Here is a 22,134-nt window from a genome sequence, read left to right as displayed (position 1 = left end):
ACTACGGAATTCACATGGAAATCGGACAATACCAACCGAATCTCGACGGCGACGGACTGCGCATCGGCATCGTCCAGGCGCGCTTTAACGAACCCGTCTGCAACGGCCTCGCCGACTCCTGCATCGAAGAACTCGAACGCCTCGGCGTGACCGGCGAAGACGTGCTGCTCGTCACGGTGCCGGGCGCGCTGGAAATCCCGCTCGCGCTGCAAAAGCTCGCTGAAAGCGCGCAATTCGACGCGCTGATCGCGCTCGGCGCGGTGATCCGCGGCGAGACGTACCACTTCGAACTCGTGTCGAACGAAAGCGGCGCGGGCATCACGCGCATCGGCCTCGACTTCGGCATCCCCGTCGCGAACGCGGTGCTGACCACCGAGAACGACGAGCAGGCCGTCGCGCGCATGACCGAGAAGGGTCGCGACGCCGCGCGCGTGGCTGTCGAAATGGCGAACCTCGCGGTCGCGCTCGAACAGCTCGGCGGCGATGACGACGAAGATGAAGATGAAGACGACGAGGAAGAGGCATGAAGAGCGCACGCCGACGCTCCCGCGAACTGGCCACGCAGGGGCTTTACCAGTGGCTGCTGTCGGGCTCGCCCGGCGGTGAGATCGACGCGCAACTGCGCGGCGCGCAAGGTTACGACAAGGCCGACCACGAGCACCTGGACGCGATCCTGCATGGCGTGATGCGCGATTCCGAGGCGCTGTCGGCCGCGATCGCGCCGTGCCTCGACCGTCCGATCGAGCAACTGTCGCCGGTCGAACGCGCGGTGCTGCTGGTCGCCGCGTTCGAACTGAAGAATCACGTCGATATTCCGTATCGCGTGGTCATTAACGAAGCGGTCGAGCTGACCAAGACGTTCGGCGGCTCGGACGGCTACAAGTACGTGAACGGCGTGCTCGACAAGCTCTCGGCGCAACTGCGCGCCGCCGAAACGCAGGCGGCTCGCAAGAGCTGAGCGCGGCGCGGGTGGGGCCATGCCGCGCATCGGCTCGACACCGCGATCCACCGCACAGGGCGAAGAACCTCGACCGCCCGCAATTGACGGCGCTGCGCGCATCGATGAGCGCATCATTCGATGGGGCGCGCCGTCCTGCTTCTGAACTGGATCTGACCGTATGAACTCCGTGACCGAACCTCTCGTGCGGCTTGCCGCGCGCGTCGACGCCATCCAGCCTTTCTACGTGATGGAACTGGCCAAGGAGGCCGCGCTGCTCGAACGCGCGGGGCGCGACATCATTCACATGGGCATCGGCGAGCCGGATTTCACCGCGCCCGAGCCGGTCATCGAAGCGGCCGCGAGCGCGCTGCGCCGCGGCGTCACGCAGTACACGAATGCGCTCGGCGTGCACGCGCTGCGCGACGCGATTTCCGCGCAGTACGCCGAGTTCTACGGCATCGACGTCGATCCGGCGCGAATCGTGGTCACCGCGGGCGCGTCGGCAGCGCTGCTGCTGGCCTGCGCTGCGCTCGTCGATCGTGACGACGAAGTGCTGATGCCCGACCCGTGCTATCCGTGCAACCGCCATTTCGTGATCGCCGCCGAAGGCAAGCCGGTGATGGTGCCGAGCGGGCCGGCCGAGCGCTTCCAGCTGACCGCCGCCGACGTCGAACGCCTGTGGGGCGAGCGCACCCGCGGCGTGCTGCTCGCGTCGCCGTCGAATCCGACCGGCACGTCGATCGAGCCGGCCGAGCTCGAACGCATCGTCAAGGCCGTGCGCGCGCGTGGCGGCTTCACGATCGTCGACGAGATCTACCAGGGCCTCAGCTACGACGCGAAGCCCGTGTCGGCGCTGTCGTATGGCGAGGACGTGGTCACCGTCAACAGCTTCTCGAAGTATTTCAACATGACCGGCTGGCGCCTCGGCTGGCTCGTCGTGCCGCCCGCGATGGTCGGCGCGTTCGAAAAGCTCGCGCAGAACCTGTTCATCTGCGCGTCGGCGCTCGCGCAGCACGCGGCGCTCGCCTGCTTCGAGCCGGACACGATCGCGATCTATGAGGCCCGGCGCCTCGAATTCAAGCGGCGTCGCGACTTCATCGCGCCGGCGCTCGAATCGCTCGGCTTTTCCGTGCCGGTCATGCCGGACGGTGCGTTCTACGTGTACGCGGACTGCCGCGGCGTTGCGCATCCGGCGGCCGGCGACAGCGCGGCGCTCACGAAGGCGATGCTGCACGATGCCGGCGTCGTGCTGGTGCCGGGGATGGATTTCGGTACGCACGCGCCCAGGGACTACATCCGGCTGTCGTATGCGACCGCGTATCCGAAGCTCGAGGAGGCTGTCGAGCGGCTGGCGAAGCTGTTTGGGCGACATTGACGCAGGAGTGAGGCCTTGGGTCGGCGGCAGCCGGCCTGCCGGACGAAAAAAAGGACACTCGAGAGTGTCCTTTTTTCATACGGCTCGACGACGACGTCTAACTCAAGCCCCTATCTCCGACGCCGAAGCCACATGGCGCGTCGTCGAACTGGCGCTCGCGTCGTCCTGATCGGCCGGCTGCGTGTGTGCCGCCGGTGTCGTCGAGCTGATCGCGTGACCGCCCTGCAGCGTCACCTGGACGCGCTTGCCGTTGCTCGTCGCGGCGGCCGGTGCCGGCGTGGCCGACGCGGTCAGCACCGGAGCCTGCGGCGCATTGATCGGCACCTTGCGGCCGCGCACGACGTCGCGCAGACGACCGCGCTCGGCCATCACCTTCGCGCCGTAGCCGCCGTCATCCGGCGTGCTCGAGCCGACGTACAGACGCAAGCCGCCCGGCAGCGAGCCGCCGCGCGCGATGCAATCCTTCAGCACGAGCGCGCCGACCTTGATGTTCGCGAGCGGGTCGAGCGCCGCGCTCTGGCCGCCGAAATACTGGAATTTGTCCGAATGCACCTTCGACATCACCTGCATCAGGCCCTGCGCGCCGACGCCGCTCTCGGCGTACGGATTGAAGCCCGATTCGATCGCCATTACGGACAGCAGCAGCAGCGGATCGAGACCGACTTCGCGGCCGGTGTCGAACGCGGCCTTCACGAGCTCGCTGACGGGCTCCTGAGCGACGCGATAACGCCGCGAGAGGTACGACGCCACCAGGTCCTGCTCGTGGCTCGACACGAGCACACGGTCATCGCGCGCATCGGCGGACACACGCTGCTGCGGAATCAGACGCGCTAGCGCGGTGACGCCCTGCATGGTGCGCGGATCGAGGCCGTTGAGCGCGGCGGCGGTCGTGCCCGGCGTACCGGAGTCGAAGGCGCCGTCGAAGCTCGTGGTGGCCGCGGTGAGGGTCATGCTGCCGTCGTTCGAGCCATCGCTGGGGCTCGGCGTGGTCGGCATGGTCGGCGAATTGGCCGATAGCGACTCGTCGGAGGATGCCCCGACGCTTCTGGTGGGACCGATGGCGGGCAGCGGATTACCTTGCAGCAGGCGGACGGGGCCCGCTTGCACGGCGGCGGAAATGACCGGCATCAGACGCGCGGCGAGCGCGCCGCGCCAGGTCGGCATCAGCCACAGTGCGAGAGCCAGCACCACCGCGATACCGCCGACGATGCTGAACAGGTGATGACTCAGTCGCGTCCCGCGGCGCAGCGCACCGCGCACAAGCTGCGCAATACGCTCATCGGGACGCCACGATAACCAGGCGTTCATTCAGATCTCCCATCTTGCATGATCCGCGAACTCCGCCGGCACAAATCAGGCGGTACAGCGCGCTCGCAGAGTCAAGACATCGCGTGCTCTCTGGTTGGGCAGCAGCGATGCCGGGAAAACGGCAATAAATACCGTTCGGGGAGCCATCTCAAAAACAGCCCACGCACTTCATGTATGACGGGCTTGGCTCCCACGCGAAAAACCAGCGTTAGTGGACGCTGGTGAGGGACTTCTCTAAGGCCGTTCTACCCCGCAGGGAAGTAAAACGGTGACGCGTTGCGTCTAAGGACCGGGGGCGACGGTAAAAAGGTTAACGCCCTGCAACCAATGTGGACGGATTCTATGCACGGTTTTATAGATCGTCAACACTATAGAATGCAAAAACTATAACTAATTGTAATTATGAACAGTGTTCAGTCGCCCGAAAACCGCGCTCTATGCGCGTTTCGGGCGATCCGACCCTAGCTCTTCGGAATAGACCGTTTGGTTGATCTACGTGCGCTAGCTAACGCAGGTAAAATCGACAATCGCTTTTTTCCGCCGGACCGGCTCCGCCGCCGTTCCTGCTGCGCTCCCAGTCCTATGCGCCGTGCATGCGGCCCTGAACCGTCACAGATGAAATACAAAGACTTGCGCGATTTCATCGGCCGCCTCGAGACGATCGGTGAATTACGCCGAATCTCGCAAAAGGTGTCGCCGAATCTTGAAATGACCGAACTGTGCGACCGCGTGCTGCGCGCGGGCGGCCCAGCACTGTTGTTCGAGAACACCGAGCGGCATACGTTCCCGGTGCTCGGCAACCTGTTCGGCACGCCGCGTCGCGTCGCGCTCGGCATGGGCATCGATGCCGAAGCCGGCGCCGGCGACCAGTCGGCGCTCGAATCGCTACGCGACGTTGGCCGGCTGCTCTCCGCGCTGAAAGAACCCGAGCCGCCGAAAGGGCTCAAGGACGCCGGCAAGCTGCTGTCGCTGGCGAAGGCGGTGTGGGACATGGCGCCGAAGACGGTCAGCGCGCCGCCCTGCCAGGAAATCGTCTGGGAAGGCAACGATGTCGACCTCGCCAGGTTGCCCATCCAGACCTGCTGGCCCGGCGATGCGGGCCCGCTGATCACTTGGGGTCTGACCGTCACGAAAGGGCCGAACAAGAGCCGACAAAACCTAGGCATCTATCGCCAGCAGCTAATCGGGCGTAACAAACTGATCATGCGCTGGCTCGCGCATCGCGGCGGCGCGCTCGATTTCCGCGAGTTCGCGCTGAAAAATCCCGGCAAGCCGTATCCGGTGGCCGTCGTGCTCGGCGCCGACCCGGCGACGATTCTCGGCGCCGTCACCCCGGTGCCCGACACGCTGTCCGAATACCAGTTCGCCGGGCTGCTGCGCGGCGGGCGCACCGAGCTCGCGAAATGCATCACGCCGGGCGTCGACGGTCTGCAGGTGCCCGCGCGCGCCGAGATCGTGCTCGAGGGCTTCATCTATCCGCAGGAAGGCGCGCCGTCGCCCGCTCCGGACGGCGCACCGCCGCGCCCGTCGAAGGGTGCCTCAGCCATGTACGAACACGCGCTCGAAGGCCCGTACGGCGATCACACCGGCTACTACAACGAACAGGAGTGGTTCCCGGTCTTCACGGTCGAGCGCATCACGATGCGCCGCGACGCGATCTATCACTCCACCTACACCGGCAAGCCGCCCGACGAGCCCGCGGTGCTCGGCGTCGCGCTGAACGAAGTGTTCGTGCCGCTGCTGCAGAAGCAGTTCACCGAGATCACGGACTTCTATCTGCCGCCCGAAGGCTGCAGCTACCGCATGGCGATCGTGCAGATGAAGAAGAGCTACCCCGGTCATGCGAAACGCGTGATGTTCGGCGTGTGGAGCTTCCTGCGGCAGTTCATGTATACGAAGTTCATCGTCGTCGTCGACGAGGACGTCAATATCCGCGACTGGAAGGAAGTGATCTGGGCGATCACCACACGGGTGGACCCGACGCGCGACACGGTGCTCGTCGACCGCACGCCGATCGACTATCTCGATTTCGCGTCGCCGGTGGCCGGCCTCGGCTCGAAGATGGGGCTCGACGCGACCAACAAGTGGCCGGGCGAAACCGACCGCGAATGGGGCCGCCCGATCGTGATGGACGACGCGGTCAAACAGCGTGTCGATAGCTTGTGGAACGAGTTGGGCCTCGGCCTGTAACGCGCGCCGGACAACACAATCAATAACGGATGGAGCGCTCGCGCGGATGCACGCTTTTTCAATGATGTCGGACGGTTTTTTTCTGTCCTTGTCGCTGTGCCTCGATATCGGTCTCGTCAACGTCGCGATCATTTCGCTAACGCTGTCGCACGGCTTCCGGCCGGGCTTCTGGCTCGGCCTCGGCTCGTGCGTCGGCGATCTGATTTACGCGACGCTGGCGCTCGCGGGCATGGCCGCGCTGCTGCAGTTCGAATCGGTGCGCTGGGTCGTGTGGATCGGCGGCGCGGCGATCCTGCTGTTTCTCACCTGGAAGATGGCGCGTGAAGCGATGTTCCCGGCCACGGCGCCAGCCGTTGCCGGCGAAGGCATTACGGCAACGCCGCATCAGTCTCCGTGGCGCGGGTTCGTGCGCGGCGTGCTGCTCGCGGTGTCGTCGCCGTCGGCGATCCTGTGGTTCGCGGCGGTCGGCGGCGCGCTGATCGCGAAGGCCGGCGCAACCAGCCCGACGACCGCGCTGATCTTCCTCGGCGGCTTCTTTCTCGGCGGCCTGTGCTGGACGGTTTTTATTTGCGGACTCGGCAGCCAGGGACGCAAGCGTGCGGGCAGCGGTCTGCTGCGCGCGTGTCACGTTCTGTCGGCGCTGTTGTTCGCGTATTTCTCGTACAGCGTGATCGTCAACGGGTATCACGATCTGATCGTGCAAAGCACATTCCAAGTGACCAGCTGAAACGGCTCATGGACAAAAAAACGGCTCGCCTCGGCGAGCCGTTTTTCATTCATGCGATGCGACGTGAGCCGCTCATGCGAGGTACTGCGCGAGCTTCGGCAGATCGACGTTGCCGCCGCTCACCACCACGCCGACGCGCTTGCCGTTCACCGGCACGATGCCGTTCAGTACCGCTGCCGCCGCGAGGCAGCCGGTCGGTTCGACGACGATCTTCATGCGCTGCGCGAAAAAGCGCATCGTGTCGATCAACTGCGTATCACTGACCGTTTCGATTCGCGCGACCCGCTGGCGGATGACCGCAAACGTGTAATGGCCCAGATGCGTCGAGGCGGCGCCATCGGCGATCGTGCGCGGCGCGTCGATATGAACGATCTCGCCGCGTGCGAGCGACTGCTGGCCGTCGTTGCCCGCCTCGGGCTCGATGCCGATCACCGTACAAGCCGGGCTCAGCGCGGCCGCCGACAACGCGCTGCCGCTGATCAACCCTCCGCCGCCGAGGGGCACGAACAACATGTCGAGCGGACCGGTTTCGTCGATCAGCTCTTTGACCGCGGTGCCCTGCCCGGCGATCACGTGCGGATGATCGTACGGCGGAATCAGCGTCATGCCGCGCTCCTCGGCAAGCCGGCGGCCGATTTCCTCGCGATTTTCCTTGTAGCGGTCGTAGCTGATCACTTCGCCGCCGTAGCCTTTGGTCGCGGCGACCTTGGCCTCGGGCGCGTCGTGCGGCATCACGATCGTCGCGTGTATGCCGGCGAGGCGCGCCGACAGCGCGATCGCCTGCGCGTGATTGCCCGACGAATAGGTCAGCACCCCCGCCTTGCGCTGCTCCGCGTCGAAATGCGAAATCGCGTTGTACGCGCCGCGGAACTTGAACGCGCCCATGCGCTGGAAGTTTTCGCACTTGAAGAACACCGACGCGCCGGTGCGCTCGTCGAACGTGCTCGACGTCAGAACGGGGGTACGGTGCGCGACGCCTTCGAGACGCGCGGCGGCGTCGAGGACGTCATCGAAAGTGGGAGCGGGAAGCGCTTGCATCGGCGAAACTCTCCTGGAGCGGTGGCGAAACACACATTCTCCCAGCTTCACCGATGCTTTGGAACGGCGCTCGCGCGGCCGCGCGGCACCAACCGACCACGCTGAGCAACGCAAAAAACCGGCGACGCAAATTGAAACGGCGTAACCCGGCGCAAGCCGGCGTTACGCCGTCGTCATTCCCGCGCGTCATGCGCGCCCGCACTTAGCGGCGATAGTATCCGTAGCCGTGCCCGTAGCCGCGATAGTAGCCATGGTAGCCGTGGTAGTAGCCACGATAGTAAGGGTGGCCATAACCGTAATAGCCCCCAACCACTACCGGAGCCGGTGCGACCACGACCGGCGGCGCGTACACCGGCGGGGGCGGCGGCGCGTAATAGACAGGCGGCGGCGCCGCATAGACCGGGTAGGCCGGCGCGATCGGCACCCCAAGGCCGATACCGACGGAAACACCTGCCTCAGCAGCCCCGGCAAGTCCCAAGCCGAGTGCGGCTGCAACGACAAACGGAACGATCTTTTTCACTTCTATTCTCCTAGCGCGGCCTGCCAAGGTCGCCGACAGCGCATGCTTCGCATGCTGTTGAATCAATGTATCTAAAAAGCCCCACCCGAATTGTTCGCATTTGTTGCAAATTGCAAGGACAAGCCGGAGCGTTTTGCCGAGCATCGCGCGAGCGCGCCCACGCACCGCCGCGACGACAGCAAAATCAGCTGGGAATCAAGGGGTTGTATGCGAGCGACGGGCCGCCCCGTCGTTAGGTCTGATCGAGTGCGCGGGCTTGAGTTCGCGCATCGGTAAACTTTAATTACAAATTCGATTCAATCCTGACAGCCGGAAGGAATTTCCCAATAAGAAATGCCCGGCTCGATGGCTCGAGCCGGGCATTTTCTCACCTGCAAAGACCGCGTGACTAGCCGACCTTCACGTACACGAATTCGCGGGACACGTTGGGCGGCACGTATGCGCCGCTGATCCGCACACGCGGCGTCAGGCGCTTTCTCTGATCCCACCAGCGACGGCGCTGGGCGTGCGTCAGGAACCGCAAGTGTTTTCGGTAAGAAAAAATACTCATCGCTACCCTCCCGAATTTCCGAATGCGAACGAAGTACGAAAATACGACTGTCAAAACCGGTGCATCGACCACTATTCCTGTTACTGCGATTGTGAGCAGTTTTCACACCCGTGGGCGTCGCGCCACCCGATGACCGACCACTGGCGCCATATCGCCCGCAAACTCATCCGACGACAGCTGTCGATCCATGCAGGGGGCCGGATCACGCCCGCGCTTCGGCGGATGCGCGATACTGCTGCTTTCCCGTTCACACGATCCGTCCGGAGCAGGTGACCATGTCCCAGTCTTCCTTGCCGCGCGTCGGCTTCATCGGCGCGGGGCGGCTCGCGCGTTGTCTCGCGCTCGCGTTTGCGCGCGCCGGCTACCCGGTCACCGCGGTGGCGAGCCGCTCGGCCGATTCCGCGCGCCGGCTCGCCGTCCAGATTGCACACTGCGCGGCCTCTGACGACCCGCAACAGGTCGTCGACGCCGCCGATATCGTTTTTTTAGCCGTTCCCGACGACAGCATCGGTACGACAGCGCACACACTCCGCTTTGGACGCGATGCGGCAGGCCACCCCGGCAAAGCGCTCGTGCACTGCAGCGGCGCCTCGCCGGTCGAACTGCTCGCCCCGGCGCGCGATCAGGGCGCGGCGATCGGCGGCTTTCATCCGCTGTATCTATTTAGCGGCGAGCTCGCCGATCTCGAGCGGATCGTCGGCTGCTCGGTGACGATCGAAGCCGACGGCGCGCTGAAAGAGACGCTGACCGCGCTCGCGCTCGCGCTGCGCTGTCATCCGCTGTCGATTCCGGCGGGCGGCCGCATGCTGTATCACGCCGCCGCGCACTACGCGGCGAGCTTTGCGCTGTGCAGCCTCGCCGAATGCGTCGCGTTGTGGCGCACGCTCGGCTTCGCCGAGGACGACGCGTTGCGTGCGCTGCTGCCGATGCTCGCCGGCACGATCGAAACGGCGCGCGACAAAGGCCTGCCGAACGCGCTCGCGGGGCCGGTTTCGCGCGGCGACACGGGGGTCGTCGAGAAGCAGCTTGCGCTGCTCGAAAGCTTCGCCGGCGACCATGCCGCGCTGTACGGACTGCTGACGCGCCGCGCGGTCAACCTCGCCCGACGGCGCGCCGCGCCGCCCGCGTCGATTGAAGCGATCTCCGAAGCCGTGGAAGAATCGCTCGGCCGCTCGCTGAATCAGGCCGCGGCAGGTGCAAGCGTCAAGTAAGCCGTGATAATGTGACGTCCGGCACGCCGGACGAACCACACGCGAACCCCGCGACGACCGGCGCCGCGCTTCGGGATCAACAGACGAGAACGCACAATGATCAAGGTCAGCATCCTCTACCCGTACCGGGAAAATGGCCGCTTCGACATGGACTACTACTGCGCGACCCATATGCCGCTCGCGGCGAAGCTGTTCGGGCCGGCGCTGAAAGGCTGGTCGGTCGACGCGGGCCTCAACGCCGGGCCACCCGGCACGCCGCCGCCTTATGTGGCCGCGGGTCACTTCCTGTTCGACAGCGCGGACGACTTCTATAAAGTGTTCAAGCCCGCGTCCGAGCAACTTTTAGCGGATATCCCGAACTACACCGACGGCGGCAACGGCACGATCCTGATCAGCGAGGTCCGGATTTCCGTGTGATGCCGGACAGACAGCCACCGGTTGGCGGCGCGCAATGGCGTCGACCCTCCGGTTGGCTAACCGGGTAACTCCAGAAAACCGCCGGTGCGCACCGATCGGGCGACGCCGGCAGCCCGCGGCCCTCGACGGCCGTCATCAAAAGCTCATCAGAAGCATAAGGACACGAGATGTTTGGCGATATCGCCCGTTTTCTGCTCAATACCGTTTTCACTTTGTTCGGCGCGGCGCTGCTGTTGCGCGCGTGGCTGCAGGTCGTGCGCCTGCCGCCGTACAACCCGGTCTCGAACGCCGTGCTGCAGGCGACCAACTGGATCGTGCTGCCTCTGCGGCACATCCTGCCGAGCACGCGCAGGATCGACTGGGCGAGCGTGGTCGCGACGCTGATCGCCGCGATTATCTACGTCGTCCTGATGATCGTGCTGACCGGTGCCGATCCGCTGACGCTCGTGCCGACGCTGCTGATCGTCGCGGTGCTCACCGCGATCAAATGGGCGCTCAACCTGATCATCTGGATGACCATCATCATGGCGCTGCTGTCGTGGCTCAATCCGCGCTCGCCGGCGATGCCGATTCTCTATCAGCTGACCGCGCCGTTTCTGAATCCGCTGCGCCGCGTGCTGCCGAAGTTCGGCGGGCTCGATCTGTCGCCGATCCTGCTGTTCGTGATCGTGCAGGTGCTGCAGATGGTCGTCACGCGCGCGGCGGTCCAGCTGACTTATTTTGTGATCTGAGCCGATCGCGCGGGAAGATGGAGGTGGGTTGACGCGCGGCCTCGAGCCACGCGTCGCGCTTCAGATGCCGCCGTTTGCGACTGCATGCGGCGGTTTTTTCGTATCTGCCGATTGTGGTTGCGGCTTCGAGCGCCTCAGTCGGTCGATTTCCAGCTTGCCGCGCGATTCGTCGATGGCGCGGCGCTGATCGCCGCGCTCGTTGGCAAGCCGCGAATCAGAACGTACTCCAGTCACTATCCGCGGCCGCAGTCGCCGCCACCACTGGCTGCGGCGACGCCGGCTGGTCGACACGTACGCGCGCCGACGCCCGAGCCGGCGCCACCGCCTGCTTCGGCACGGCCGCCGTAAAGCCGCGGCTCTCCCCCGTGCGGAACACCGACACCGTCTCTTTCATCTTGCGCGCCTGCGCTTCGAGCGATTGCGCGGCCGCCGCGGCCTCTTCGACGAGCGCCGCGTTCTGCTGGGTAGTCTCATCCATCTGCGTGACGGCCTGGCCGACCTGATGGATGCTGCGGTTCTGCTCTTCGGAAGCCGTCGCGATCTCGCCGACGATATCCGACACGCGGTTGATCGCGTCCTTGATATCCGCCATCGTCGCGCTGACTTCGGCGGCCTGCTGCGTGCCGCCCTCGATGATCGCGACCGACGTCGTGATCATCTCCTTGATCTCCTTGGCCGCGCTCGCCGAGCGCTGCGCGAGATTGCGCACCTCGCTCGCGACCACCGCGAAGCCGCGCCCCTGCTCGCCCGCGCGCGCCGCCTCGACCGCCGCGTTCAACGCAAGAATATTGGTCTGGAACGCGATGCCCTCGATCACGCCGGTGATCTCGGAGATCTTCGTCGAGCTGCCGCTGATCTCGCCGATGGTCCGCACCATGCCCTCGACGGCGGTGTTGCCGGTGTTGGCGACCTGCGCCGCCTGGGTCGCGAGCGCGCTCGCGTTGCGGGCGTTGTCGCTGTTGCGGCTGACCGTCTGCGTCAATTCCGACATGCTCGCCGCGGTCTGTTCGAGCGAGGCGGCCTGCCCTTCGGTGCGCGCGGACAGATCGATGTTGCCGCTCGCGATCTGCTGCGACGCGATGCTGACCGACTCGGCGCTTTCGCGAATCGAGCCGATCGTCGTCGCGAGACGCTCCTGCATGTGCGCGACCGCGCGCAGGATGCTGCCGTCGTCGGCGGCGCCGGTGTGCAGGCGCTGGCTCAGGTCGCCGGCCGCGATTTGCTCGACGACCTTCGCGACTTCGGCCGGTTCGCCGCCGATCTGCCGCACGACCGCGCGCGTCACCAGCAGCCCGAGGCCGATCGCAATCGCGACGCCGACGACCGCGCAGCTGCCGATCCACCACGTCACCGACTGGACCATCTCGACGCCGTTCGCGACGCGCTGCCGGGCCAGTTCGTCACGCACGTCCGACAGCTTGATCATCAGCGTGCGCAGCTTGACGTGCAGCGGGTCGGTGGTCGATTTGAGCTCGGCGAGCGCGCCGGTCTGATCACCCTGGTCGGCCAGCGCCATCACCTTCGCGACCGAACTCATGTAGGCCGGATAGGCGGCGTCGAAGTCGCTCTGCAACTGCTTCTGCGCGTCGGTGGTCGCGTGCTTGCGCTCGTAGTCGAACGCCGACAGGATCGCCGCTTCACCGCCGTGATTCAGGCGCACCGTATCGGCGCGGCCGGCCGGATCCGGATTCAGGATGTACGAATAGAGGCGCCGGAAGTGCGACGCCGCCTGCCAGGCGGCGGTGCCGTCGTCGCGCACCGGCACGAATTCGCGGTCGTACATTTCGGTTTGCATCGTCGCGACTTCGCGCACCTTCAGCACACCGACCGTGCCGACGATGGCGGTCACGAACGCGCACAGCATCAACGAGCCGACCAGCTTCTGGCTCAGTTTCAGATTGGAAAACCACTGCATCTTGGGAAAGTCTCTCGATCGGGATGGGGAGCGCCGGGGTGTGCAAGCTTGCGGTTGCGAAAGCTCACGGCGTAGGGCACCAGCCGCGTTAACGGCAACGGGAGCCCGGATCTGAAGTCCAGGCGAACTCGGAAAGGCCCAGCAGAATCCGGCCGCGAGCCGGGCGGCACCCTCAAGTACTTCGTGAAATCGTCACACCGGCGCCGCCTGCCTCACCCAACCCTCCCCCCTGCCCAAACCACCCAAAACCCTGTAAAATTGCGCGTTCTGCGGGCGTCGTATAATGGTAATACCCTAGCTTCCCAAGCTAGAGCCGTGGGTTCGATTCCCATCGCCCGCTCCACTTTCCGGCTGAGTGTTCAGCGGAATCCAGCAAGAGCCGCCTCCCTGAAGGCGGCTTTTTTGTAGTGCCAATGGCCCGGTACAGCGCACGCGACGCAACAAGCCACGCGGCTTCGCGTCGGCGGCCATTGCGGACCGCGGGGTGCGACGCACGACCCGCCACGCAAGCCGCGCAGCCCTCACCCTTGCAGCAGCATCGACGATGATCCACGATCCAAACGACTCCGGTCTCCCGGACGACTTCCCGACACCCACGAGCGCAGCCGACCAGCCCACCGGCAACGAGCCGGACAACGTCGACGGCACCGCTGGCGCGACGCCGGCAGATACGCTGTATCACCGCCGCATCCGCAGCTTCGTCACGCGCGCGGGTCGCGTGTCGACCGGCCAGCGCCGCGCGCTCGATGAGCTCGGCCCGCGCTACGTCGTACCCTATACACCGCAGCAGCCCGACTGGACCGGCGTGTTCGGCCGGCAGGCGCCGCGCATCCTCGAGATCGGCTTCGGCATGGGGGCGACCACCGCGGAGATCGCCGCGCAGCGTCCCGGCGACGACTTCCTCGGCGTCGAAGTGCACGAGCCTGGCGTCGGCGCGTTGCTGAAGCTGGTCGGCGAGCAGTCCCTGACGAACATCCGCATCATCCAGCACGACGCGGTCGAAGTGCTCGAGCACATGATCGCGCCCGACAGCCTCGACGGTGTACACATCTTCTTCCCCGACCCGTGGCACAAGGCCCGCCATCACAAGCGCCGGCTGATCCAGCCGAAGTTCGTCGCGCTGCTCGTGTCGCGTCTGAAGCCGGGTGCGTATCTGCATTGCGCGACCGACTGGCAGAACTACGCCGAACAGATGCTCGAAGTGCTCGGCGCCGATCCGTTGCTCGAAAACACCGCCGACACCTACGCACCGCGGCCCGGCTATCGTCCGGTGACGAAGTTCGAGCGGCGCGGCCTGCGGCTCGGCCACGGCGTGTGGGACCTGGTGTTCCGCAAGCGCGCCGCCGCGTAACGCGACGGGACGGCAAGCCAACGAAAAAAGGTCCGCAAACGCGGACCTTTTTTCATCGCGGGGCGAACTTCAATCGGCCCAGTTCAACCCACCGCTATAACCGATCAGCAGGATCAGCAGCCCAAAGCCGATCCGATACCACGCGAACACCGTGAAGTCGTGCGACGCGACGTAGCGCAGCAGCCAGCGGATGCAGATGAACGCACTGACGAACGCCGCCCCGAAGCCGAGCGCGAAGCTGCCGAGCGCATCGGCGGTGAGCAGGTGCCAGTCCTTGTACAGCTCGTAGGCGGTCGCGCCGAAGATGATCGGAATCGCGAGAAAGAATGAAAATTCGGTCGCGGCGCGGCGCTCGATGCCGAACAGCATCCCGCCGATGATCGTCGAGCCCGAGCGCGATGTCCCCGGAATCAGCGCGAAGCACTGCGCGAGGCCAACTTTCAGCGCATCGAGCGGGCTCAGGTCGTCGATGCTGCGCACCCGCAGCGCCGCGTCGCCGCGCGCACGCTGACGCGCCTCCGCCCACAGGATCACGACGCCGCCCGCGACCAGCGCGAACGCGACCGGCACCGGCGAGAACAGCGCCTCCTTGATCGACTTCTCGAACAGCAGGCCCAGCACGACTGCCGGAATCGTCGCGACGATCACGTTCAGCGCGAAGCGGCGCGCCTCGGGCCGGCTCGGCAGACCCACGATCACATCGCCGATGCGGCGGCGAAACTCCCAGCACACCGCGAAAATCGCACCGAGCTGGATCACGACGTCGAAGGTCTTCGCATGCTCGTCGGAGAAATCGAGCAGACTGCCGACGACGATCAGATGCCCGGTGCTCGACACCGGCAGAAACTCCGTCAAGCCCTCGACCACGCCGAGAATCAGCGCCTTGCAAGCCAGTAGCCAGTCCATCCGTGCCCCTTATCGCGGTAGGTTGTCGCAACGAAGCGACGAAAAGGCCCGGCACGGTCATGACTGGCACGCGCGGCCCTCGTGGCCGCGCGTGCCAGTCATCTTTCGACGATCTGCACGCGTATGCCGTTTGTAAGGATGGTGATTGTACCGGGTTCGTAATTCACGCCGGCGAATTGCAGTTGCTCGGGCTTGAACGTGTAGATCGGATAGTTGGTCAGCAATTGGGTCGCCAGCAGCGCCGCGGCCGCGTTGATCTGCTGCGTGTACATCTGCGCCTCACCGCTGACGCTGACGTTATCGACGGTCGGCGACTTCAGGATCACCGAGCGGCTCGCCGCGTCGTACGCGAGTTCGCTCGACAGCGTGAACACGCCATTGACCGGCTGCTGCAGGAACGGGCTCGCGAAACGCGCGTCGAGCTTCACCTGCACGCGGTTCGCATCGGGCAGCATGCCCACCACCGGATTGCTCAGCGCGACGTCGAACACCTGCGACACCGTGCGCTGATATGGGAATTTGCGCTGCACGGCCTCCTGCACCTGCTTTTGCGAGAACGTGTAGTGCGACGGCATGAACGGAAACGTCGGGCTCGCGCACGCCGCGAGCGACACAGTGATGCCAAGCACGCTGCAGCCGGTCAGTGCTGCGCGCAGAAAGCGGCGCCGGGCCGGCGCTGCGGGTCGAGTCATGCGAAATCTCCTGTGGAAGCCCGTGCGGACATCGGCTTGCGTTGGATGAGAGGTGGGCGATGGCGCTTATCGCGTGCCGCGCATCACGGATGGGATGCAGGTTGTGTTTGCGCCTCGAGTTGCGTGAGCCATGCGAGCGCTTCACCGCGATTCGCGCCGCACATCTCGAGTTGCGGCTGCAGACCCGAGCAGCACGCGGGCCGCTCCGGCCGGCCGAAGATCGCGCAACGCAGGTCGTCGCCGAGTTGCACGCAGCGCACGCCCGCCGGCTTGCCGTTGGGCATGCCTGGAATCGGACTTGAAATCGACGGCGCGATACAGCACGCGCCGCAATCGGGACGGCACGCGTGGCCGTCCACCCGAAACGGCGACGTGCGTTCGACGTCGCCGCTCTCCGCCTGCGCCTGACTCGGCCCACTACCGTTTGGCCGTAAGCTGTTCAACCTTTGATCCACGTCATCCTTCCTGAACTCAAACCTTGGCAACGCGTTGCCAGACCCGCATTGTGCCACTGCGTGTTCGTGCGACCTTTTTACACAATCGAGACCCGCCGACCCGCACTTAAACTCAAAGCAGCTGACCGACCACGCACACGCGGCACGCCACCAGAGCCGCCCACCGCCCCATACCGCTCATGTCCCTGGCCGACACCCTGTTCCGTCCCGACCTGCTCGCGCGCTACAGCGCGAATGGTCCCCGGTATACGTCCTATCCGACCGCGCCGCAGTTCCGCGAAACTTTCGACACCGCCGACTATCGCCGCGCTGCCGCCGACCCGGGTGCCGCGTCGACCGATCTGTCGCTGTACTTCCATATTCCGTTTTGCGACACCGTGTGCTTCTACTGCGGCTGCAACAAGGTCGTGACGAAAAATCGCGCGCACGCGCGGCCGTACCTCGATCGGCTCAAACGCGAAATCGGCTTGCAGGCCGCGTGTTTCGACACGCGCCGGCCCGTGTCGCAACTGCATTGGGGTGGCGGCACGCCGACGTTTTTGTCGCACGACGAGATGACCGAGCTGATGGCCGCGACGCGCGAGCACTTCAAACTTCTGCCCGACGATCAGGCCGAATATTCGATCGAGGTCGATCCGCGCGAGGCGTCGCCCGATACGATCGCGCTGCTGCGCCGCCTCGGCTTCAACCGGCTGAGCCTCGGCGTGCAGGACTTCGATCCGCGCGTGCAGCAGGCGATCAATCGTATCCAGCCGTACGAGATGACCGCATCGGTGATGCGGGCCGCGCGCGCCCACGGCTTTCATTCGATCGGCGTCGACCTGATTTACGGCCTGCCGCATCAAACGGTCGCGAGCTTCAGCCGCACGCTCGACACGATGCTCGAACTCGCGCCGGACCGGCTGTCGGTGTTCGCGTATGCGCACATGCCGGAGCTCTTCAAGATGCAGCGGCAGATGGATGCCGCGATGCTGCCGTCGAGCGAAGAGCGGCTCGCGCTGCTGCAACGCGTGGTCGAACGGCTGACCGAGGCGGGTTATGTGTACATCGGCATGGATCACTTCGCGCTGCCCAGCGACGAGCTCGCGCGCGCACAGGCACAGCGCACGCTGCATCGCAACTTCCAGGGCTATAGCACGCGGGCCGAGTGCGACCTGATCGGCTTTGGCGCCTCGTCGATCGGCAAGGTCGGGGATGTGTACGCGCAGAACGCCAAAGAGCTGCCCGCTTACACCGAGTCGATCGATGCTGGCCGACTCGCGATCGCGCGCGGCATCCGCCTGTCCGCCGACGACCGCCTGCGGCGCGACGTGATCACTCAGCTGATGTGCAACCTCGAACTGCGCTTCGACGAATTCGAAGCGGCGTACGGCATCCGCTTCGCCGACACATTCGCGCCGGAACTGGCGCGTCTGCGTTCATTCGAGGACGACGGGCTGATCTCGCTCGGCTCGCGCAAGCTCGAAGTGCGGATGGCCGGTCGCATGCTCGTGCGCAATGTCGCGATGGTGTTCGACCGCTATCTCGGCCAGCAGACGCTCACACGGTTCTCGCGTACGGTCTGAGCACCGCTGCTCGCTGCGGACGCGCCCGGGCTCGCGGACGAATGCAACCGGCTTGCCCGTCGAGCGATTTTCGGCCATAATCTGCGTCTTCCTCGCGCGCGGGACGTTCGATCCGCACGCTGCAGTATCTGCCCAGGTGGTGAAATTGGTAGACGCAGGGGACTCAAAATCCCCCGCCGCAAGGCGTGCCGGTTCGATTCCGGCCCTGGGCACCACAAGCTGTTCCGGCGAGAGCCGATAAATTCCGAAAAACCCCGCAAGATCAAGGTCTTGCGGGGTTTTTTATTCCCCAGAGATCGGTTTCGATTCGTCGACAGCCGGTGGTATCTGGTGGTATTTTTGGTGGTATCTGGCTCGTTTCTGGGCTTTTCCAGAGGGAGATACCACCATGTCGCTGACCGATGTGCAGGTTCGGAACGCACGCTACAACCCCGAGGGAACCGGCAATCGCCTCGCGGACAGCGGTCGCATGTATCTCCAGCTCGACAAGTCCGGCGCGAAATACTGGCGGATGAACTATCGGTTCGCCGGCAGAGGATAAAACGCTCGCGCTCGGCGTCTATCCGGACGTGCCGCTCGCAGCAGCGCGGAAGAAACGAGACGATGCCCGCGAGAAGTTGGCGGCGGGATTGGACCCAAGTAACGTCAAGCGCCTCGAGAAACGAGCCGCCAGGCTTGCAGCGGCTAACTCTTTCGAGGCAGTCGCGCGCGGCTGGATGGATGAGCGCAAGAGCGGCGTCGAGCTCGCCCAGCATGTGAAAACCCTCGCCCGTATGGAAAACGATGTGTCCCGTGGCTTGGCAAACGTCCAATCACAGAGATCGATGCGCCCGACATTCTGGTCGTTCTGAAGCGCGTTGATAGCCGCGGCGCCCGCTTCACGTCTCATCGTGTGCGCAGCGAAATCAGCAGAGTATTCCGGTACGGTATCAAAGAGGGACATTGCAAGGCCGACCCCGCACGGGATCTGGTCGGCGCCATTCCACCGGCACAAACAACCCACTTCGCCTCGATCACCGAACCGACCAGGGTCGGCGAAATGCTGCGCGCGTTCGACGGGTTCGCCGGCACCTTCCCTGTCCTCTGCGCGCTCAGACTTGCGCCGCTACTGTTTGTTCGGCCCGGAGAGCTTCGTCAGGCCGAATGGTCCCAATTCGATCTGGACAAAGGCGAATGGCGCTACCTCGTCACCAAGACTGGGACTGAGCATCTGGTGCCACTTTCCAAGCAGTCGGTCGCCATTCTGCATGAACTGCACGCGCTCACCGGTGCCGGCCGCTACGTGTTCCCTGGCGCGCGCGATCGCAAGCGGCCGATGAGCGAAGCCACGATCAATGCGGCACTTCGTAGATTGGGCTACGACACACGCACGGAGATCACCGGGCACGGCTTTCGTGCGATGGCACGCACGATTCTGCACGAGGAACTCGAACAGAAGCCGGAAGTGATCGAACATCAGCTCGCTCACACGGTAGCGGACAGCCTCGGCACAGCCTATAACCGCACGATATTCATCAGGGAACGCCGGGTGATGATGCAGAAATGGGCCGACTATCTGGATCGGCTCCGTTCGGGCGCGGAGGTCATTCGTATTGGAAGCGGGAAAGCGGCGACTTAACAAGCGCCCAGTGACATTTCAGGCGTGCCAATAGGTGCGCATTGGTGATGACCTCGCTCCGCTGAGTCAACTTTCAAATGGTCGAATCAATCTGATTTTCGGGAACCCTCTCTATTGCTCTCGCGTTCAAAGATTGACCGTATCCGGTCTAATGGGGAAACTGAACGCGTCCTGAACGATCATCGATCCGGGTGTGATGGCGCCGGGTTCTGTCTTAGTTCGCGACCGCGTACCGGACTGCTGACCGGACCTCCGCGGGTCTGAACGGGTGACAAGCGGGTTTGCCTTGTCTGGTGACTGCTGCGAGCCGCGTATCCGGCGAGTGTGCGGTCGTCGTTTCGTCGTATCTTGGAGCGCGTATCGAAGCGCACGGGCCGTTAAGTCCATACCTGCCTCCTTCGCCTGATCGATCAGTTGCTCAAACGAATACCCCTTCGCGCGAGCCGCATTGATATGCGCGCGAAACTTCGGCATTGCATCGCGCACAGTAACGCGCTGTTCCGAAGGCGGCTTTTCCGGCAACTCATCGAGTCGTCGGGCAAATTCATCCCATTGCGCTTTCGTGTAAGTCTTCGATGCGGGCATGATGACCTTCCGTTTGCATTTGGTGATGAGAGGGTTTGATTCAATCGTCTACGCCATCGGATGACATGTCAATACGGCACTCAGGTTGGAAGCAGACGTTGCAGGACTACCTCGAGCGCGCACGGAATTCGTTGGAATAACTTAATTTTTTTGTTTCGTGGAAAATTCGCAACGGCGATCGTAAGTCGCGGTTGTTTCGCCCACATGCGCGTGAGATTTGAAACAGGTAGTTCTGTAGGTGGGCAGCGGATGCCTAGTTTGCTTGTGCCAGAACCGACGGTCAAAGCTTTTCTGTATCACCCGAGTTGAACCCGTTGCTCGCGCGAGGCGCAACTGCATCCGAGACGATTGCTTCGCGGTTTGCTCGGAGTGGTCCCCTCCGTTTAGAACAAGGCGCACTGGCATGCAAAGCGTGTCGAACAAGCTAACGGTCCGCTCAGTAACGATTCCAACAGCGTCCCGCGGAGAGCTGATTGCATTTGAAATCGCACGTCAAAAACAACAAGAAAATTAGGAACTGCAGGATAGGCTTGCGCCGGTTTTAGGCGCCATGCACGTTGCGACATCCGTCCATTAGTAACGTTGATAGTACCGGGAGAGACAGTCGCTTTCGTCGCCGGATGCAAACGCGAGTCGATCTCGACGGGTTTGCGCTTTCGGCCGAACCTGTCCGCAATTTAGTGTGGGAGACGGTTTTCGGAGTTATCCGCGTGCGTGCGTGAAGCGCTTGCCAAACAGAATAGCAAATTAGTTCATGGCGGATGGCCGGTCGAATGCGGCTCGCACGGACTTGGCCATCACATCACGAAGCCGCAGCCACAGCAGCTTGATGGCCACCTCGTCGTTTGGGAAGTGCCCTCGGGTCTTGATGTTCTTGCGCAGTTGCATATTCAGACTCTCGTGCGTTTGTAGTGCACATGACCCGGCGTATCTCAGACGGGAACACGAAAAGGGCGTGACTTTTTCCCACGCTCGTCGCCACGACTAAACGATGGTCGGATATTCCGTTCCCCGCAGTCCGTGAGCGAAGTCTTCCAGCGCCTGCTGTGCGGCCGGCTGCGGCGTAAATCGGGCGCAGCGCGGTTGCAACCGCCTTACGGTCCTTGTAGCTGGTGGCCGCATCGCTTCGCCTGCAGATCGGGCCGCCCTGGTGAAACAGTTACAAGATAAGTATTGACCCTGACCCATCCGGCGGGTACTGTTCGCTCTGAAGTTCAAGAAGTTCGATTGCTGTTCATCAATTCCTCGCTCCTCCGCGGTATTCGTTGTCCTCTCCCTCCTTGAAGCTTCACGCGCTCTTTAATAGAGCAAACTTTCGCATTTTTTTCTCAAGGATTCTTCATGGATACCGGCACCGTTAAGTGGTTCAACGACAGCAAAGGCTTTGGCTTCATCAGCCCGGACAAGGGCGGCGACGACCTGTTCGCTCACTTCTCCGAAATCAGGGGCGACGGTTTCAAGACGCTGGCTGAAAATCAGAAGGTGAGCTTCGAAACGAAGCAAGGCCCGAAGGGGCTGCAAGCGGCTAATATCAAGCCGCTGTAAAGTTGAAGAGCCCGGCCTCCCGCAACGGACGCCGGGTTGCAGCGACACCCTCGCGGAGCTTCGTCTCCCTCGGCTGGAGCAATCGCGCCTGATTGGCAACGGCTTATTGAGCAGTTTGCCAAGAGCGTCATACGCCTTCTTGCGCCTCAATCTCCCCTCAGGCTTCGACGCCATTTTTCGCGGTTCGACTGCTTCAGAAGTCGGCTCGAATGGCTTTGAAGCGGCGCGCCCGTGCACTTTTCGCACGGCATGTGCGCACTCAAATATCATTAAAATTAAAATGCAAAACAGACGAATTCAACATTACAACGGCTATGCCGTCCAATCCTCGGCACATCGTTTGTCCGACGGTAGCTTCTCATCTAACTTGCTGCTCGAACGCATCGATAGCGCGCGAGCCGAAGGCCGCTACCGGTTCTGTATCGGCTCCGGTTGTCTGGACAAGCTTTTGCAGCTCAGGCGGCCAGCTTCATCAGCCTTTCCTGACGGGCTTCG

At 63.8% G+C, this 22,134-nt stretch carries 21 protein-coding genes, 2 tRNA genes and 2 pseudogenes; 15 read left to right on the top strand and 10 right to left on the bottom strand.

Annotated features, from left to right (window positions below; all coding sequences use genetic code 11):
• Window positions 1-14 precede the first annotated feature (14 nt).
• The 3 genes from ribH to EVC45_RS35045 all read left to right on the top strand — a co-directional run bounded on the left by ribH (window position 15) and on the right by EVC45_RS35045 (window position 2,315).
• Entirely contained in the window at window positions 15-527 is a 513-nt protein-coding gene (ribH, locus tag EVC45_RS35055) for a 6,7-dimethyl-8-ribityllumazine synthase (protein ID WP_013090228.1), read from the top strand.
• On the top strand, window positions 524-958 hold the full coding sequence (nusB, locus tag EVC45_RS35050) for a transcription antitermination factor NusB (protein WP_129962730.1): 435 nt from the start codon (window positions 524-526) through the stop codon (window positions 956-958). The genes ribH and nusB overlap by 4 nt, the downstream gene beginning before the upstream one ends.
• A 160-nt stretch (window positions 959-1,118) precedes the next feature.
• Window positions 1,119-2,315 (top strand): pyridoxal phosphate-dependent aminotransferase, encoded by a 1,197-nt coding sequence (locus EVC45_RS35045; protein WP_129962729.1) that lies wholly within the window; start codon window positions 1,119-1,121, stop codon window positions 2,313-2,315.
• A gap of 102 nt (window positions 2,316-2,417) precedes the next feature.
• On the opposite strand, the gene EVC45_RS35040 is transcribed toward EVC45_RS35045, so the two are convergent.
• Entirely contained in the window at window positions 2,418-3,623 is a 1,206-nt protein-coding gene (locus tag EVC45_RS35040; RefSeq protein WP_129962728.1) for a lytic transglycosylase domain-containing protein, read from the bottom strand.
• 615 nt (window positions 3,624-4,238) lie between these two features.
• Between EVC45_RS35040 and EVC45_RS35035 the strand changes: the two genes are divergently transcribed.
• Both EVC45_RS35035 and EVC45_RS35030 read left to right on the top strand, forming a co-directional pair.
• Window positions 4,239-5,813: a UbiD family decarboxylase gene (locus EVC45_RS35035; RefSeq protein ID WP_129962727.1), complete on the top strand. Its 1,575-nt coding sequence runs from the start codon at window positions 4,239-4,241 to the stop codon at window positions 5,811-5,813.
• A 46-nt stretch (window positions 5,814-5,859) separates the two neighbouring features.
• The gene (locus tag EVC45_RS35030) at window positions 5,860-6,540 is read left to right on the top strand and encodes a LysE family translocator (protein ID WP_129962726.1); all 681 of its coding nucleotides are present in this window, start codon (window positions 5,860-5,862) and stop codon (window positions 6,538-6,540) included.
• 72 nt (window positions 6,541-6,612) lie between these two features.
• Here the strand turns inward: EVC45_RS35030 and EVC45_RS35025 are convergent, their stop codons facing one another.
• From EVC45_RS35025 to EVC45_RS45860, 3 genes are all read right to left on the bottom strand, one after another.
• A complete protein-coding gene (locus tag EVC45_RS35025) occupies window positions 6,613-7,578 on the bottom strand; it encodes a threo-3-hydroxy-L-aspartate ammonia-lyase (protein WP_129962725.1) in 966 nt (321 codons plus the stop codon).
• A gap of 202 nt (window positions 7,579-7,780) precedes the next feature.
• The gene (locus EVC45_RS35020; protein ID WP_129962724.1) at window positions 7,781-8,098 is read right to left on the bottom strand and encodes a hypothetical protein; all 318 of its coding nucleotides are present in this window, start codon (window positions 8,096-8,098) and stop codon (window positions 7,781-7,783) included.
• A gap of 388 nt (window positions 8,099-8,486) precedes the next feature.
• The gene (locus tag EVC45_RS45860) at window positions 8,487-8,648 is read right to left on the bottom strand and encodes a hypothetical protein (protein ID WP_167544139.1); all 162 of its coding nucleotides are present in this window, start codon (window positions 8,646-8,648) and stop codon (window positions 8,487-8,489) included.
• A gap of 275 nt (window positions 8,649-8,923) precedes the next feature.
• Here EVC45_RS45860 and EVC45_RS35015 point away from each other — a divergent pair, with 275 nt between their 5' ends.
• The 3 genes from EVC45_RS35015 to EVC45_RS35005 all read left to right on the top strand — a co-directional run bounded on the left by EVC45_RS35015 (window position 8,924) and on the right by EVC45_RS35005 (window position 11,007).
• The gene (locus EVC45_RS35015; protein ID WP_129962723.1) at window positions 8,924-9,859 is read left to right on the top strand and encodes a Rossmann-like and DUF2520 domain-containing protein; all 936 of its coding nucleotides are present in this window, start codon (window positions 8,924-8,926) and stop codon (window positions 9,857-9,859) included.
• Between the two features lie 96 nt (window positions 9,860-9,955).
• Complete coding sequence (locus tag EVC45_RS35010; protein ID WP_090801500.1) at window positions 9,956-10,276, top strand: EthD family reductase; 321 nt, start codon at window positions 9,956-9,958, stop codon at window positions 10,274-10,276.
• A 167-nt stretch (window positions 10,277-10,443) separates the two neighbouring features.
• Window positions 10,444-11,007: a YggT family protein gene (locus tag EVC45_RS35005; RefSeq protein WP_129962722.1), complete on the top strand. Its 564-nt coding sequence runs from the start codon at window positions 10,444-10,446 to the stop codon at window positions 11,005-11,007.
• A 214-nt stretch (window positions 11,008-11,221) separates the two neighbouring features.
• On the opposite strand, the gene EVC45_RS35000 is transcribed toward EVC45_RS35005, so the two are convergent.
• The gene (locus tag EVC45_RS35000; RefSeq protein WP_129962721.1) at window positions 11,222-12,922 is read right to left on the bottom strand and encodes a methyl-accepting chemotaxis protein; all 1,701 of its coding nucleotides are present in this window, start codon (window positions 12,920-12,922) and stop codon (window positions 11,222-11,224) included.
• Between the two features lie 269 nt (window positions 12,923-13,191).
• On the opposite strand from EVC45_RS35000, the gene EVC45_RS34995 reads away from it, so the two are divergent.
• Window positions 13,192-13,265 (top strand) — tRNA-Gly (locus EVC45_RS34995).
• A 201-nt stretch (window positions 13,266-13,466) separates the two neighbouring features.
• Window positions 13,467-14,273, top strand: coding sequence for a tRNA (guanosine(46)-N7)-methyltransferase TrmB (trmB, locus tag EVC45_RS34990; RefSeq protein WP_129962720.1), 807 nt, complete (start codon window positions 13,467-13,469; stop codon window positions 14,271-14,273).
• Between the two features lie 69 nt (window positions 14,274-14,342).
• On the opposite strand, the gene EVC45_RS34985 is transcribed toward trmB, so the two are convergent.
• The 3 genes from EVC45_RS34985 to EVC45_RS34975 form a co-directional block, all read right to left on the bottom strand.
• Window positions 14,343-15,179, bottom strand: a complete 837-nt coding sequence (locus EVC45_RS34985; RefSeq protein ID WP_129962719.1) for an undecaprenyl-diphosphate phosphatase — start codon at window positions 15,177-15,179, stop codon at window positions 14,343-14,345.
• Between the two features lie 98 nt (window positions 15,180-15,277).
• Window positions 15,278-15,871: a DUF1439 domain-containing protein gene (locus EVC45_RS34980; RefSeq protein ID WP_129962718.1), complete on the bottom strand. Its 594-nt coding sequence runs from the start codon at window positions 15,869-15,871 to the stop codon at window positions 15,278-15,280.
• A gap of 83 nt (window positions 15,872-15,954) precedes the next feature.
• Window positions 15,955-16,230, bottom strand: a complete 276-nt coding sequence (locus EVC45_RS34975) for a YkgJ family cysteine cluster protein (protein ID WP_129962760.1) — start codon at window positions 16,228-16,230, stop codon at window positions 15,955-15,957.
• Between the two features lie 275 nt (window positions 16,231-16,505).
• Here EVC45_RS34975 and hemN point away from each other — a divergent pair, with 275 nt between their 5' ends.
• The 3 genes and pseudogenes from hemN to EVC45_RS34960 all read left to right on the top strand — a co-directional run bounded on the left by hemN (window position 16,506) and on the right by EVC45_RS34960 (window position 19,509).
• On the top strand, window positions 16,506-17,891 hold the full coding sequence (hemN, locus tag EVC45_RS34970) for an oxygen-independent coproporphyrinogen III oxidase (RefSeq protein ID WP_129962717.1): 1,386 nt from the start codon (window positions 16,506-16,508) through the stop codon (window positions 17,889-17,891).
• 130 nt (window positions 17,892-18,021) lie between these two features.
• A tRNA-Leu gene (locus EVC45_RS34965) sits at window positions 18,022-18,106 on the top strand.
• Between the two features lie 173 nt (window positions 18,107-18,279).
• Window positions 18,280-19,509, top strand: a pseudogene (locus EVC45_RS34960) (tyrosine-type recombinase/integrase).
• Window positions 19,510-19,635: 126 nt separating this feature from the next.
• Here the strand turns inward: EVC45_RS34960 and EVC45_RS34955 are convergent.
• The gene (locus EVC45_RS34955) at window positions 19,636-20,094 is read right to left on the bottom strand and encodes a hypothetical protein (RefSeq protein ID WP_129962716.1); all 459 of its coding nucleotides are present in this window, start codon (window positions 20,092-20,094) and stop codon (window positions 19,636-19,638) included.
• 747 nt (window positions 20,095-20,841) lie between these two features.
• Window positions 20,842-21,030 carry a transposase gene (locus tag EVC45_RS34950; RefSeq protein ID WP_129962715.1) on the bottom strand — a complete coding sequence of 63 codons (189 nt, stop codon included), beginning with the start codon at window positions 21,028-21,030 and terminating at the stop codon, window positions 20,842-20,844.
• 405 nt (window positions 21,031-21,435) lie between these two features.
• Between EVC45_RS34950 and EVC45_RS34945 the strand changes: the two genes are divergently transcribed.
• Together EVC45_RS34945 and EVC45_RS46275 are read left to right on the top strand one after the other, a co-directional pair.
• Window positions 21,436-21,639 (top strand): cold-shock protein, encoded by a 204-nt coding sequence (locus EVC45_RS34945; protein ID WP_129962714.1) that lies wholly within the window; start codon window positions 21,436-21,438, stop codon window positions 21,637-21,639.
• A 139-nt stretch (window positions 21,640-21,778) separates the two neighbouring features.
• Window positions 21,779-22,134: pseudogene (locus EVC45_RS46275) on the top strand (hypothetical protein); the annotation flags it as partial.

Origin of the sequence: Paraburkholderia sp. UYCP14C, from assembly GCF_004197395.1 — a bacterium.
GTDB lineage: Bacteria > Pseudomonadota > Gammaproteobacteria > Burkholderiales > Burkholderiaceae > Paraburkholderia.
Note: the sequence above shows the minus strand (reverse complement) of the source record. Positions and strands in the feature narration are given on the sequence as shown.

Excerpts from the sequence above, each read along its gene's own strand:
- EVC45_RS35015 (WP_129962723.1), top strand. The coding sequence starts at position 8,924 with ATGTCCCAGTCTTCCTTGCCGCGCGTCGGCTTCATCGGCGCGGGGCGG.
- EVC45_RS34985 (WP_129962719.1), bottom strand. The coding sequence starts at position 15,179 with ATGGACTGGCTACTGGCTTGCAAGGCGCTGATTCTCGGCGTGGTCGAG.
- EVC45_RS35025 (WP_129962725.1), bottom strand. The coding sequence starts at position 7,578 with ATGCAAGCGCTTCCCGCTCCCACTTTCGATGACGTCCTCGACGCCGCC.
- EVC45_RS34955 (WP_129962716.1), bottom strand. The coding sequence starts at position 20,094 with ATGCCCGCATCGAAGACTTACACGAAAGCGCAATGGGATGAATTTGCC.
- EVC45_RS34980 (WP_129962718.1), bottom strand. The coding sequence starts at position 15,871 with ATGACTCGACCCGCAGCGCCGGCCCGGCGCCGCTTTCTGCGCGCAGCA.
- EVC45_RS35005 (WP_129962722.1), top strand. The coding sequence starts at position 10,444 with ATGTTTGGCGATATCGCCCGTTTTCTGCTCAATACCGTTTTCACTTTG.
- EVC45_RS35035 (WP_129962727.1), top strand. The coding sequence starts at position 4,239 with ATGAAATACAAAGACTTGCGCGATTTCATCGGCCGCCTCGAGACGATC.
- EVC45_RS35045 (WP_129962729.1), top strand. The coding sequence starts at position 1,119 with ATGAACTCCGTGACCGAACCTCTCGTGCGGCTTGCCGCGCGCGTCGAC.
- EVC45_RS35040 (WP_129962728.1), bottom strand. The coding sequence starts at position 3,623 with ATGAACGCCTGGTTATCGTGGCGTCCCGATGAGCGTATTGCGCAGCTT.
- nusB (WP_129962730.1), top strand. The coding sequence starts at position 524 with ATGAAGAGCGCACGCCGACGCTCCCGCGAACTGGCCACGCAGGGGCTT.
- EVC45_RS35010 (WP_090801500.1), top strand. The coding sequence starts at position 9,956 with ATGATCAAGGTCAGCATCCTCTACCCGTACCGGGAAAATGGCCGCTTC.
- trmB (WP_129962720.1), top strand. The coding sequence starts at position 13,467 with ATGATCCACGATCCAAACGACTCCGGTCTCCCGGACGACTTCCCGACA.
- ribH (WP_013090228.1), top strand. The coding sequence starts at position 15 with ATGGAAATCGGACAATACCAACCGAATCTCGACGGCGACGGACTGCGC.
- EVC45_RS45860 (WP_167544139.1), bottom strand. The coding sequence starts at position 8,648 with ATGAGTATTTTTTCTTACCGAAAACACTTGCGGTTCCTGACGCACGCC.
- hemN (WP_129962717.1), top strand. The coding sequence starts at position 16,506 with ATGTCCCTGGCCGACACCCTGTTCCGTCCCGACCTGCTCGCGCGCTAC.
- EVC45_RS34945 (WP_129962714.1), top strand. The coding sequence starts at position 21,436 with ATGGATACCGGCACCGTTAAGTGGTTCAACGACAGCAAAGGCTTTGGC.
- EVC45_RS35030 (WP_129962726.1), top strand. The coding sequence starts at position 5,860 with ATGCACGCTTTTTCAATGATGTCGGACGGTTTTTTTCTGTCCTTGTCG.
- EVC45_RS35000 (WP_129962721.1), bottom strand. The coding sequence starts at position 12,922 with ATGCAGTGGTTTTCCAATCTGAAACTGAGCCAGAAGCTGGTCGGCTCG.